Below are 13,433 nucleotides of genomic sequence, written 5' to 3' on the forward strand. Positions count from 1 at the left end.
GTGAATTCACAAAAAATGCCTGATTTTGTTAGAATCAGGCATGAAAAGCTGGGGAAACTCCAATAAACCCGCGGTTACACGGATTTCTGACGGAAAATATCCTTGTCGATCGTCGTACGCTCGTGGAAGGGTTTTCTGAATTTCTTCACATATTCCGAAGGCTTCATTCCAAACAATTTCTGGAAGTGTTCCCGGAAATACCGGATGTCGTTAATGCCGACGCTGAATGCCGTTTCGCTGATCGTCGTGTCGGTCGTGATCAGCAGCTGCGCGGCCTTGCGCAGGCGTATGAACCGGACAAAGCTCGTCGCCGACTGGCCGGAAATGGACTTAATGCGGCTGTACAGCGTGGAATGGCTCATTCCGATCTCGGAAGCGAGCACTTTTATATTGAAAGCAGAGTCGGTAATGTGGCTTTCTACAATGCGGATACATTCGGTGAGGAACTCCCGGTACTCCGCCGAAATCTTAAAATCGCTTGTTTGCAGCGTGATTTCGTTGTAGAAATACCGTTGAAGATCGTTGCGGTTTCGCAGGATGGAAGCCACGCGGGCCACGAGTATGCCGTTATCGAACGGCTTGCTGATATGGTCGTCGGCCCCGCCTTCGATGCCTTTGAGCCGGACGTCCTGGGAGGTGCTTGCCGTGAGCAGGATCACCGGAATGTGGCTCAATGCCATATCGAGCTTCATCTGCCGGCACAATTCAATGCCTGAAATGCCGCCCATCATCACATCGCTGATCACGATATCGGGCAAATGTTTGCGCACAAGTTCCAGCCCCTCCTCCCCGCTCCCGGCTTCGAATATTTTGTACTTTCCCGCGAACACCGTCGAAAGGTATTGCCGGATCTCCGGGTCGTCGTCCACCACAAGCATCGTATAAATGCCGGGCGAGGGCTCCTTCATGTCGAGTAACTCGCTCTGCCAGTCGGGCAAGGCGGGTGCTTTCACGGGCAGCACGCCATCGGACAGTTCTTCCAGCAACACCGAGTCGCGCGCTTCGCCCGCAACGGCACCGGAAGCCAGCCCCGGATGGGCCTTCCACAGCAGCACCCGGAACGTCGTGCCGCGGTCAAGCTCCGACTCATATTGCAGCGTTCCGAAATGGTTTTCTACAAAGGTTTTAGCCAGGTATAATCCAATTCCAAAACCACCTTTGGCCGCAAAACGGCGGTCGGCGTACTGGTGAAACACCTTGAAAATGTCATCGCCCGCATCCGCCGGGATGCCCGGGCCGGTATCGCTCACGACGATCTCCACCTGCTCGCCCATATCAACCACCTGCACATTCACAGTGCCATGTTCAGGCGTGAATTTCAATGCATTTGAAATCAGGTTAAATACGGCTATTTCAATTTTTTCCCAATCACAAATCACTTCCAGCTCCGCTTCCGGGAGGGCGAGCTCGTAGCGGATGTGCTTCTGCTCGGCCTGGTGCAGGAAGCATTGAAATACTTCTGTAATAAGCTGTGGCAGGTGATGAGCGGCGGGTTTGAGCTGGTCGGTTTGCTGGTCGGCCTTGCGGAAAAGCAGCAGCTGGTCCACCAGGCTGAGTAGCCGCTTCGCATTGCGGTAAATGATGTGCATGCTCGGCGAAGTGGCATCCGCGCCCGCGGCCTGCATCATTTCCCGGATCGGGTTGATAATCAATGTAAGCGGCGTGCGGAACTCATGCGATACATTGGTAAAAAACGAAAACTTGCGCTCATTCAGTTCGATTTGCTGGCGCGTTTCGAGCTGCGCGAGCTGAACTTCGTACTTCATCTTCTCCTGCCCGAGCTTGTATTGCTGGTAATAGTAAAGTACCACGCCGACCGTCAGAATGTACAGCATGTACGCCCACCAGCTCTGGTACCAGGGCGGCATCACACGGATCGGCAACGAAGCGTAGTCATCAAACCAAACCCCGTCCTGGTTGGCCACTTTTACCTTGAACTCATAATTCCCCGACGGCAAATAACGGTAGGTTGCCGATCGCTCATTTTGTACATAGTTCCAATCCTTATCGAGCCCTTCCAGCATATAGGCGTAGCGGGTCAGCTCCGGGTAGGCGTAGTTTAATGCCGTAAAATCAATCGTGAAGATCGGCTGACCGGGCCGGATGGTGAACCGGCGCGCTTTGCCCAGGTATTCGAAAAGCGAAACCGGCTCGTTACCTTCCTTGTCTTTGCCGAAAATGCGCATTCCGCTGATCATCACCTTCGGCTGGTACCGCGATGCGCTCACTTTTGCCGGGTCGAAGAGGTTCCAGCCCTCTGTTCCGCCGAAGCTCATCAGGCCGCTTTTGGCATTGAATAATGTAGAACCAGGGTTGAACTGCCCGCCCTGCAAGCCGTGGCTGGTATCGAAATTCTCGATAGCGCCCGTGCGTGCGCTGATCCGCGACAGGCCTTTGTCGGTGCTCACCCAAACCTTGTCCGTACCCTCGGGCTGGATGGCATTGATCACATTGCTTGCAAGCCCGCGCTTTTCATCAAAGTAGCGGACCGATTTGGCGCGCGTGTCGAACAGCAGCAGCCCATTACCCTCCGACCCTATCCATAGCCGGTCGAGCGGGTCCATGTAAAGGGAAAATATGATGCGGTTGGACAAAAAAGGCTCTTTCCCCGCCTCATTGAACCATGAAACGAACTGCATCGTGCGGGTATTGAGGTAGTTGAGCCCGCCGCCATAAGTCCCGATCCACAGGTTGCCATACTTGTCCTCGGTAATGGCACGGACGTCGTTGGCATTGATGGAGCTGTTGGATGGCACGAAACTGCGGAATTTACCCGTCCGCTCATCGAGCAGCCCCAGTCCGCCCCCATTGGTGCCTACCCATACATTTTTACGCTTGTCCTGGTAAATCACCCGCACGTCGTTTCTCCCGAGGGAATGCGGGTCGGCAGGATCGTGGGCGTAGCGTTTAAAAGTATCCGTGGCGGGGTCGTACCGCACCAATCCTTTGGAATAAGTCCCGAACCACAGGCGGTCCTGGCGGTCGCGGTGCGCGGCGATTACGGCACCATCCGGTAACTGGCCGGGTTTTGCGGACGCGGCATAATGCTTTAATACCTCGCCTGAGGCCGTGGTTTTGAAAATGCCATCGCCATCGGTGCCAATCCACAGGTTGCCGTCCTTGTCCGCGCACATGCCGTAGTAGCGCAAGTATCCTTCGGCGCGGGAATCGATCGTTTTTTGCTCGAACTTCCTGAATTTCTCGGGAATAGCGCTCATCAGGAAAGTGCCTTCCCCGTACGTGCCGAGCCATACGTTGCGGTCCTTATCAATATAAAGCGACTGCACCGAACGCTGCGTAATACCTTTATTGTCCTTATCCCGAACCGGTTCAAAAATGAGGGCTTCCGCCGGCCGCGACGCTACCTGATCCAATGCGAGCCTGTAAATGCCGCCGTCCTGCACGCCGATGAGCAGGTTTTGCCGGTGGTCTTCGATTACCGAAAGGTAGATGTCGCTGTGATGGAATGTATCGATATGCAAGTCGTAAAAGCGGCCTTCGCTCCGCTTGAAGAGGATCAACCCGCGGGAAGATGCGATCCAGACGTTGCGCAGGTGATCTTCGTAAATCGCATTGACCCTCGCCGAAGGCACATTGTTTAAATTGAATGCGACTTTCACCAGCTTGCCCGACCCGCCTTTTTTCCAGACCTCAATGCCGCTGTCGCGGGAGCCGAGCCACAGCATTCCCTGTGAATCTTCGAACACATTCAGGATGGAATTGGTAAAAAGCCCAGGCAGCGTTTGCTGGTTATAGAGGGTAAATTGATGATTTTGGGTGTTGAACGAAGCGAAACCGGAGCCGTTCAGCGCCAGCCACAGACTATTGCCGCCTCCCTGGCTGATGTCGCTCACGTCGTTTCCGGCGCCGTTCTGGTTTTGGAATGGTTTATATCGATTGAATTGCTGCTTGGCAGGTAAAAATTCTCCGATCCCGTCGCGCGAGGACACCCAGATCGTGCCGTCCTTATCGCGGAGAATGGATTTGACATAATTACCCGGCAAGCTGTGCGGATCGCTGCGGTCGTATTTGTAATTGCGGAACGTGGTGCCATCGAACCGGCTCACGCCGTCGCCCGTCGCGAACCACATGAGCCCGTCGTTGTCCTGCGTCATGCTGTTCACCACGCCGAAAGAAAGCCCTTCACCGATGGAATAGCGCAGCACGCGCCCCGCCGCAGGGTCCGCCGCATTCCCAACTGCCGGCAGCCAGCAGATCGCCGCGAGCAAAACGATCAATAAATTTGAAAATATGCGTTTCATCACCCGCATAGCCACTTTTCCAGACATATTTTCTAACAATGCAATCCTGAGCCGCCCCGTTTTTTTCCGGGCGGAACTTCAAATATAGCATAATCCGGGGCGACTATCTAAGTTTCACGCACGCTCACATACGATTGCCGTTAAACCCTGCACTGCGATTTTGCCCTCTTGCAGCGGAGCGGGCTCCTGGGGCTCGGTTGCCGGTTTTGATTCACCATTCCAATCCGCGTCGCGCGAGTTCAATATCGTAATCCATGGCTGCGCGTCGCCGGGTAATGCCACATCCGCGGTTGTTTCGCCGAGGTTGAAAATGCAGGCCAGTTCGGTCTGCTGGTCGGCGCTGCGGCGGTGAAGCACCAGGCAAGTGTCGCTGACGATGTTTACACGCACATCGTTTTTGGCAAAATGGCGCAAGGCCGGATGCGTTTTACGCAAGGCTATCAAAGCGCGGTGCCAGCGGAGCAAAGCAGCGTGCTCCCCGCGCTCCGGCTCCGACCAGTCGAGTTTGGAGCCCTGAAAAGTGGTTTCATCCTGCGGGTTGGGCGGATCTTTTTCCCACTTGTAGTTTTCAAATTCCTTCCTGCGGCCTTCCACCACCTTTTGGATCAGTTCTTCGTCGGAATGGCTCACAAAGTAGAAGAAGGGCGTCTGCGCGCCATATTCTTCGCCCATGAAGAGCATAGGCAGATAGGGAGCCAGCAAAATGGCGGCGGCAGCCAGTTTTTGTCTTTCAAAACTGACGAGCATACTCAGTCGCTCTCCCCCGACGCGGTTGCCCACCTGATCGTGGTTTTGGTTGAACACGAGGAATTTTTCGCCCGGAATGCCCGCCGACGATGCGCCGTGCCGCCGCTTGCGGAACCTGACGTATTCGCCGCTGTGCACGAAGCCGTCGGTAAAGGCCTTGCCCCATTGCCCGATGCTGCCGAAATCCTCGTACCGGTCGCGTCCGCTTTCATCGAGCAGCACATATAATGCGTGGTGGAAGTCGTCGAGCCATTGAACGTCGAAGTCCCAGCCGCCATTTTCCGGCGATTTCACCACGTGCGGACTGTTCAGGTCGCTTTCGGCAATGAGGTAGAAATTGCGGCCCATTCGCTGGCGCATTACATTGAGCTCCCGGGACACCAGTTCCCAGAAATGCACGGCGCCATTGTCGAACATCATGTGCACGGCGTCCACACGCAGGCCGTCGAGGTGGTAATGCTCATACCAATGCATGACGGCCTGGCAGAAGTAGGCCCGCACGCCGTCGGACCATTCGCCGTCGAAGTTGATCGCATTGCCCCAGGGCGTACAGTATTGATCGGTGAAATACGGCCCGAATTGCGGCAGGTAATTACCCTCCGGACCGAGGTGATTGAAAATCACGTCGAGAAACACGGCGATACCCTTTGCGTGAGCGGCATCGACGAGCGCTTTCAGGCCATCGGGACCGCCGTAGCTGTGCTGCACGGCGTAGGGAAACACCATATCATACCCCCAGTTGCGCCCGCCCGGGAACTGCGACACGGGCATCAGCTCGATCGCATTGACACCCAGACTGGACAGGTAATCTAGTTTTGAAATAATCCCTTCAAAAGTGCCTTCGGGTGTAAAAGTACCGGTGTGTACCTCGTAAAATATAAGATCCTGCAACGGGAGGCCTTTCCAGCCGGCATCGCTCCACCGGTAAGCTTCGTGATCGACCACCGCGGATGCGCCGTGCACGCCGTCGGGCTGGAAATGCGACGCAGGATCGGGATAGCTGTCGCCGCCTGCTGGTGCGAAACGGTACCGCGCGCCGGGCGCAATGTCGCTCACGTCGAGTTCGAAGTATCCTTCTTCGTCTTTGAGCATATCGGCTGGCGGACGGCCGTCGATGACGAGTTGCATGGCATCTTTTTCGGGAGCCCAAACCGTGAATTTACATTGTCCTGCGGAGAAGCTTGCACCTGTGTTGCGCATCGTTGGATCGAAACGTTTAATTCATAAAAACTGCGCACTTACCAATAAAACTGTGCCCCGGTGCCACAAGAAAAAAGGAAGCCCGGTTACGGACTTCCTTTCGGTTACTATAATATGTACTGAATGTCACCAGCCCATATAGTAACGGTCGTTCAGCCAATGCGGACGCGTGAGACCGAAGTGGCTGTCGAGCATCTTTTCGGCTTCGCAAAATGCGCCTTCCACCCAGCCCTGCTGGTCGGAATAGGCTTCACCCACGACGTAGATATTCTCGTCGGCATTGGGCTTGCGCATGTAGGGCATCACGTCCCAAACGGCCACCCCGGCCTTCCACGCATGGTAACCGGCACCGAACGGATCGTCGGACCAGTCGCGGAAGTAGGTCACGTAAGGCTCGGGAATCTCCACCTCGTGGCCGTGCAGCTCGCGCAGCTGCGACATGATTTCGTTCACCATCAGCTGTGTTGCCTGTTCGTGTTCCAATGCTTTCAGCTCGTCCAGCGAGGCCGACCGCGCTGCCCGGACTTTGAACAAAACTTCATTTTCGGAAAGTGCTTTCCAGAAAGTCTCGGTTTCCATATCGCCATAGCTGCCTAGCAGCATAGCGTTGTTGGTCTGCTCGTCGGTCCCGAAATAGTAGCATTGGCGCATGGGCAAGTCGGTGATCGAATGCCCCGAATCGATGCCGAGCTTCTTCCACCACGGCTCGGGAAAGCCCATCAGGATCTTGAATGCAGGCTCCATGATCACCGACTCGATGTTGCCGCAAAGCCGTGCATTTTCATTGGCATTGAAGAAAAAGTTCTCCTGGTCGAGCAATTGGAGCGATTTGCGCGGCATACCGAGGATAATATGGTTTGCATAAACATGCCAGAGCGTATTCGAAGGAATGTTCAGGAATGTCAGCTCGTAGCGGAAATCATCGCGCCGTTCGTGGCCTTTCGAGAACGTGATCAGCTTGTTTTCCGACCAGATACACGCACCCTCGATGCCCGTATACTGATTTGCCAGCGCATAGGCAATGCTGTCGTAGCCTTCCCCGATGGTTTTATAGGTAACATCCGCCGAAAAATCGCCTACCATGTACGGAAACGCCTCCGCGGCATTCCAGTTGATCGTGTTGGAATAATAACCTCCCGCATTCGCGACAAACAGATAACCTTCCTGCGAAACCTGGTCCTTGATCAGGTTCCAGAAACCGAGGTCGTTGACCTTCCGGCCGTCATAAGGCGAACCGGGGAAGTGGTATCTCAGATGCGGCTTCACCTTGTCCCAATCCTCGCTGGTGAGCATGAACGCGTAGTCGTACTCGGTCGGGCCTTTTTTGACCCTGTCGGAGAAGTTTTCTACGAACCACGGATCGGCCATGAGCACGTCGTAAATGATTTTATTGAAAAGCTGGTCGGAGCTGAAACCGATGTCGTCGTCGTTGAGATAATACCTTGTCACCAGCTTTTCCCCATTCTGCTGCGCCACATTCCACGCGTCCTGTTTGAAATGCTCCTTTCGGAGGTAAAACAGCAGATCCGCCGCATTGCCCATCGGAAATGGAATGGGCGTCATGCGGTCGTTGAGCACAAATTTCCGCTTCGCCGGGTCTTTTTCCGTGAGCGGGTAACCTTCGATGAGCGTGGTGACGATTTCCTGGGACGTGAGGTAACGCATGCCGCCCAGTTCGCCCCAAAAGTTCATCCCGGGCAGGACCACCGATTCGAGCCGCCCGCCGAGCCGCTCGCTCATGTCGAATATCTGCACCTGCGATCCGGTGTATTTGCCCACCTCCGTCAGCCGGAAGGCGCTGTAAAGGCCGGACGTTCCCGCACCGATGATGGCGACCTCGGTTTCCAGGCCGGGCTTCATTCCGTTGTTAAGTGGCGTGTTTTTGTTCATGATTTTGGATTAAAGCGCTTTGAAATAATTATAGCCCAGCTTGAACGGCGATATATCGAACGTAGAATGGCCGTCAATCGCCATTTCGGTCAGTATTTTGCCCAAAAACGGTGTGAATTTGGCGGCCCAGCCGGTGGCGTAAACCACGATGTTTTGATGGTTGGGTACATACGGCGGCGCAAAGTCGATCAGCAGTTCCTTGTTGGCGATCTTGCTGAGGGCTATGAGGCAGGTGGACGTGAAATGCGGCGTCGGGTCGAGACCGGTCATATGCCGGCGCACCCATTCGGATGTGTAGGCCAGCTCCTGCGGGTTCGGCACGAGCGTGCGCTGCTCGGGACTGGCGAGCGGGTCGATCACGAAATCCGGCGCCACGCGAATGTACTCGGGATGGTCCCAGGCCACGCCCGGGAAGCCGTAAAACTGGTTACCATTCGAACCGATGGCATTTTGGAATACAAACCAGGTGGGATATTGGATCGTCGGGTCGGTTTTCTTGAAATAGCACGACGACATATTCCAATAAGTCGCTTCGATGGTGAAACCGAGCAGATTGATCGCATTATCGACATAAGGCCCCGGCACCAACACCAGCTTTTCGCTCGTAAAAACGCCTTTCGGGGTAGTTACTTGAAACAGGCTCCCGTCCTGCTCGATGCGCGTCACCGGCGATTCGTCCTGCAAGGTCGTGTAGGGATCGCGTTCGCAGGCCTCGTACAGCGTTTCGATCGTCGCCCGGAAGTCGATGCTTGCGCCGTCTGCCTGGAAAAGGCCGGTGTAAGTATCGGGCAGGTCGCGAAAATGGTATTGCGCTTCGATCTCCCTGGCCGTGAGGCTCGTGTAAGGCACATTCAGCGCTTTGAGCGCCTGCTCGGCCTCGGCAATGTTGCCCTCCGTGGAATGCACGGCCGGATCGCCGAACCACAGCGTCCCCACCTTGTCGAGCAGGGTTTTCGGGGTGAGGCTTTGCAGCTCGTCCCAGTACGGCTGGGCATCGAGCGCCATTTGCACCATGTATTCTTCGGGGTAAGGAATGCGGTACTGGCGCGACACGCCGGCGGAGCTGCCGAGCTGGTTTTTGAAGGTAAACTGTTCCAGGACCAGCGTTTTGGCCTTTCCTTTTCCCAAATGGTAGCCGGTGGAGAGGCCAATCGCCCCTCCCCCGACCACGATCACATCGAAATGACGATCTGATGGTTGCGACATAATATCGTTTTTTATTGTGAAGGCTTTCTGAATGCTATTGTTTCACGAGGGTGTTGATGTTCACATGCGGCCACTGAATCAGCTTAGACGGATCGTGGAACTGCGGAATGAACTCGATAATGGAATTCTGCGAGTATTGTAATTGAAGGAACGACCCGCCGGTGTTGGGGTTCTGCACGGTTTCGATCCAGTAGGTAGCCTCGAAACTCGTAGTATTCGCGTTCTGAACGATGAATGGAATGTTGGTAATGCCGCCCTTGTTGGCCGTACTAACTGAAATGGTGGTGGCGGAGGTGATCGTCTGCCCGGCGATCGCGTCGTGCAAGGTCGCATTGGGGTTCACCTTGTTGAAACCCGGCATGGGCGTCAGGTAAGGATCAGTATAGCCCAGCGGCTTCGAGCCGGGGCCGGTGATCGGCAATGTACTGATTTCGGGGAAAACGGGCGCACCGCCGGTTACCGACGAGCCGCCAAGCGCCAGCAGCGAATCCCCGTGCGGCACCGACGCCTGGCGGGCAATGCTGAACTCATCGGGGCAATCCTGCAACAAAAGCCAGGTGCCGTTTTCCGCGTGCAACAAACTGCCGTCGGTATTGCTATGAATGGTAAGCTGGTAAAGCAATGTGGGCACCTGCTGCACAATGTGCGTTCCGCGGTTGGGCGTAGGCGTGCTCAGGGGCGTTACGGTGAGGGTTTCGGTGTAGGGCTGCACGAGGAGGATAAACCCGCCCCGCTGGTTGGGGACCGCTACGAGGTTCCAGCCCTTGTTCCCCACCCACGTACCGATAAGGTCGGTAAGCGGACCGAACATGGATGTGGTTTCTGTGGGGGAGCCACCCAAACGGGTCGTTTGGGGAGCACTACTAGCAACTTTTAACATGGTGTATGATGGTTAGATTGAAAAATGAATGCGGTTTCATCACGCTCTGGTTTGTGAACCCCCGCTTCATTTCCACTCCACCACCGGATTCGGATCACCTGCGTATTAGAATTAGTTTTACATTTTTCGACAAAATAGATTAGATAAATTCTATTCAAACTATTATTATTTCTAAACTTATTTAACGGTAAAAAATCGACAGTTCGGTGACAACGATCGATCCGGGCGGCCACGGAGGAGCCGCCGGGAGAATGCCCGGAAGTATATTTGGGAGATAAAGTCGCAGCGAAGCGCGGAGGCGGTCAGTCTGCTGAGCGCTCCGGGGTTTTGGGTGAAATCGGGGCGGGAGCCTTGTTTTCAGGCAGCGGTCAGGTGGGACTGCTGCCCGTTTTGGCGGCGCTAGCTTCGTGGCATTTTGTAGCCGTTGTGGTATGCATTTCCGATCAGCTTGTTGGCGGCGGCGTTGTCGAACTCGCCCTTTGCGGCGTTCCAATGCAGCGTGCTTCCCGTTCGGTAAGCGATATTGCCCATTTGAGAAAGTATAGCTACGTCGGCGCCGGCACGTATGGGTGCGTGGAGGTCGCCCATACGCCGCGAGCGGATCACTTCCACGAAGTTTTTGGCATGCTCGTCCAGCCCGTTGTCCGACGATGCCTGGAACGGCACTGCTGCCATCCGTTTTTCGTACGGCACCACTTCCCAGCCTTTGCGATCGACGATCAGCGTCCCGTTTTCGCCCAGAAATGCTACCCCGTGCTGCCGGTTGTAAATGCCCGCACCATAGCCGATTACGTGCTCCCACTGGATATTGAAATCGTCGTACTCGAAAAGTGCCGTCAGCGTATCAGGCGTTTCCGCGCCGGGGTTTCGCATCATGGCACCACTCGCACTCACCCGCTTCGGACCAACGGCCAGCGAACCGGCGGCCGGCGAACCGGCGGACGGCGAACCGGCGGCAGGCGACCCGGCAGCAGGCGATCCTGCGGCCGGCGTACCGGCGGCAGGCGTACCGGCGGACGGCATCCCGCCCGAAGCCTTCATTCCCAGCAAGGCATAATCCAGCAAATGCACGCCCCAGTCGGTGAGAATGCCGCCTGCATAATCCCAGTACCAGCGGAACGAGCCGTGAAAGCGGTTGGCGTTGAACGCCCGTTTCGCCGCCGGGCCCAGCCACATGTTATAGTCGACGCCGGCTGGTGCAGCACCGTCCGGCCGTTGCAAAATAGGATCTCCGTAATTGAAATACCCCCAAACCTTCACAAGGCCCACCTTGCCCAGCTTTCCCGAATGCACAAAATCGACGGCATCGGCGAAGTGCTTCTGGCTGCGCTGCCACTGCCCCACCTGCACCACGCGCTGGTAACGTTCCTGCGCGGCCACCATCGCGCGGCATTCGGCGATGGAGTTGCCGATGGGCTTTTCCACGTACACATCTTTCCCGGCCTCGCAGGCCTCGGCCATCATCAGGCAATGCCAGTGGTCGGGCGTGCCAATCACCACCGCATCAATGTCCTTGTTTTCCAGCACCCTGCGGTAATCACCGAAGGTTTTTACCTGAATGCCTTTTGAAGCGAATTCGCCGGCGCGTTTATCGAGCACGTTGCGGTCCACGTCGCAGAGTGCCACGCATTCGACACCGGGATTTTTAATCACTGCATTCACATCCGCCCACCCCATGCTGTTGATCCCGATCGCGGCTACGCGGATTTTGTCGGCAGCCGAACCGGCCCTGCGACCAACTTGCGCAGGTTCTGCAAAAATGGGGGAAAGCCCGGCGCCGGCGGCGAAGGCTGTGGCGGAATGGATGAATTTTCTTCTGGAAATAGTCATGACAAATCAAGGTGTTGAATGGCTTAAAACAAAGGCTGTGGCGGCGGACATTTACCGCCGCTTTTACACAAAGTATTCCTTTAATATTTCAAATGTCATTCTGACAAATCTAGCCGGATAATTTTGTCTTGCCGGGAAAAAGTATGGCTTTCCTTATAAAAATCCCGAATGACAACGTTCCCGGCAACGTCTGCGTAAAAAAATCGGCCGATTGCATTGGTCACGATCAAAAATGGATTCAAATTAAGTCCGGGCAAGTATCCGGCAAATTGGCACCTATCGGAATAATCCAATTTTCTTTCAGGATGGCCCGCACCGGCTTTACGACACTATCCAGCAGCAAATGAACCTTAAATCTCTTTCGGACCAACACCTCGTCGACGCAATGCGCCACGACGACGGCATGGCATTCCGGGAGATTTACCAGCGCTACTGGAAAAAAATGTACCTGCTCGCACTCCGCAAGGTGGACGACCGCGAAGCAGTCGAAAGCATCGTCCAGGATGTGTTCCTGCGACTTTGGGAGCGCCGCGACCTTTTGCAGATCGACAACCTCGAAGCCTACCTGATCACGTCGGTCAAATATTCGTGCATCAACCATTTCAAATCGGCCATGGTGCGCGAGAAATACATGGCACACGCATTCGCCGGCTATTCCGACTCCATTTGCTCCACCGAAGAGCAGCTCAATGCAAGCGAGCTCATGCGGAACATCGAGGAGCGCCTCAGCCATTTTCCCGAAAAAGCCCAGACCATCTTCCGCCTCCACCGCCTCGAAAACCAATCCACCCGCGAAATCGCCTCCCAAATCCAAATGCCCCAACGCACCGTCGAGCATCACCTAAGCTTGGTAGTGAAGGCATTGCGGGTTTATTTAAAGGATTATTTTTGAAAAGGGCAGCAATGGAAAAAGCGGAAAGCGAACGAAGAGGAAGTGGACGATGGTAAAGTTGAGTCAAGAACGCATGAAAAGCCACAGAGTGGCAGATGGCAAAGTGGAGTCCAAGAACGCATGAAAAGCCACGGAGTGGCAGCCTGTTTATAGAAATAGCAATGCAATCGGGTGGCTGGCTCCGTCGGAGCCTCCTTCGCTGTGATTAGGAGGCTCCGACGGAGCCAAAACGTGGGGCACGTTCGGATTGCTATAAACAGGGTGGCCCTAGCGGGCCTGTTTGCTTTGCCGTTTTTGCTGGGTTCGTTTCCACCCGATCTTGCATTCCTTCCATTCATTCCACCCAATCCTCCATCCTTCTATACCCTTTCCACCCAATCTTCCATTCCACCCGTTACATTGCATCCGAATCCTTCATCGCACCCATTCCACCATTCCTTCGGTTCCTCCCGTTGTACCCTGCCTTCCACTCCGCCTTTCCCCAAATTGCATTAAACCCATAACTTTTTACACAAACAACCCTCCC

7 protein-coding genes are annotated in these 13,433 nt (G+C 55.1%); 1 reads left to right on the forward strand and 6 read right to left on the reverse strand.

The window, feature by feature from the left end:
* Positions 1-74: 74 nt before the first annotated feature.
* The 6 genes from DFER_RS07340 to DFER_RS30495 form a co-directional block, all read right to left on the reverse strand.
* Positions 75-4,289: a two-component regulator propeller domain-containing protein gene (locus DFER_RS07340; RefSeq protein ID WP_015810989.1), complete on the reverse strand. Its 4,215-nt coding sequence runs from the start codon at positions 4,287-4,289 to the stop codon at positions 75-77.
* 87 nt (positions 4,290-4,376) lie between these two features.
* Entirely contained in the window at positions 4,377-6,209 is a 1,833-nt protein-coding gene (gene treZ, locus DFER_RS07345) for a malto-oligosyltrehalose trehalohydrolase (protein ID WP_015810990.1), read from the reverse strand.
* Between the two features lie 126 nt (positions 6,210-6,335).
* Complete coding sequence (locus tag DFER_RS07350; RefSeq protein WP_015810991.1) at positions 6,336-8,099, reverse strand: flavin monoamine oxidase family protein; 1,764 nt, start codon at positions 8,097-8,099, stop codon at positions 6,336-6,338.
* 9 nt (positions 8,100-8,108) lie between these two features.
* The gene (locus DFER_RS07355) at positions 8,109-9,305 is read right to left on the reverse strand and encodes an FAD-dependent oxidoreductase (RefSeq protein WP_015810992.1); all 1,197 of its coding nucleotides are present in this window, start codon (positions 9,303-9,305) and stop codon (positions 8,109-8,111) included.
* Positions 9,306-9,339: 34 nt separating this feature from the next.
* Positions 9,340-10,185: a heme-binding protein gene (locus tag DFER_RS07360; RefSeq protein WP_015810993.1), complete on the reverse strand. Its 846-nt coding sequence runs from the start codon at positions 10,183-10,185 to the stop codon at positions 9,340-9,342.
* Positions 10,186-10,584: 399 nt separating this feature from the next.
* Positions 10,585-12,015: a Gfo/Idh/MocA family protein gene (locus tag DFER_RS30495; RefSeq protein WP_015810994.1), complete on the reverse strand. Its 1,431-nt coding sequence runs from the start codon at positions 12,013-12,015 to the stop codon at positions 10,585-10,587.
* 343 nt (positions 12,016-12,358) lie between these two features.
* Between DFER_RS30495 and DFER_RS07375 the strand changes: the two genes are divergently transcribed.
* Positions 12,359-12,907, forward strand: coding sequence for an RNA polymerase sigma-70 factor (locus DFER_RS07375; RefSeq protein ID WP_015810995.1), 549 nt, complete (start codon positions 12,359-12,361; stop codon positions 12,905-12,907).
* Positions 12,908-13,433 lie beyond the last annotated feature (526 nt).

This window comes from Dyadobacter fermentans DSM 18053 (assembly GCF_000023125.1).
GTDB classification, from domain to species: Bacteria; Bacteroidota; Bacteroidia; order Cytophagales; family Spirosomataceae; genus Dyadobacter; species Dyadobacter fermentans.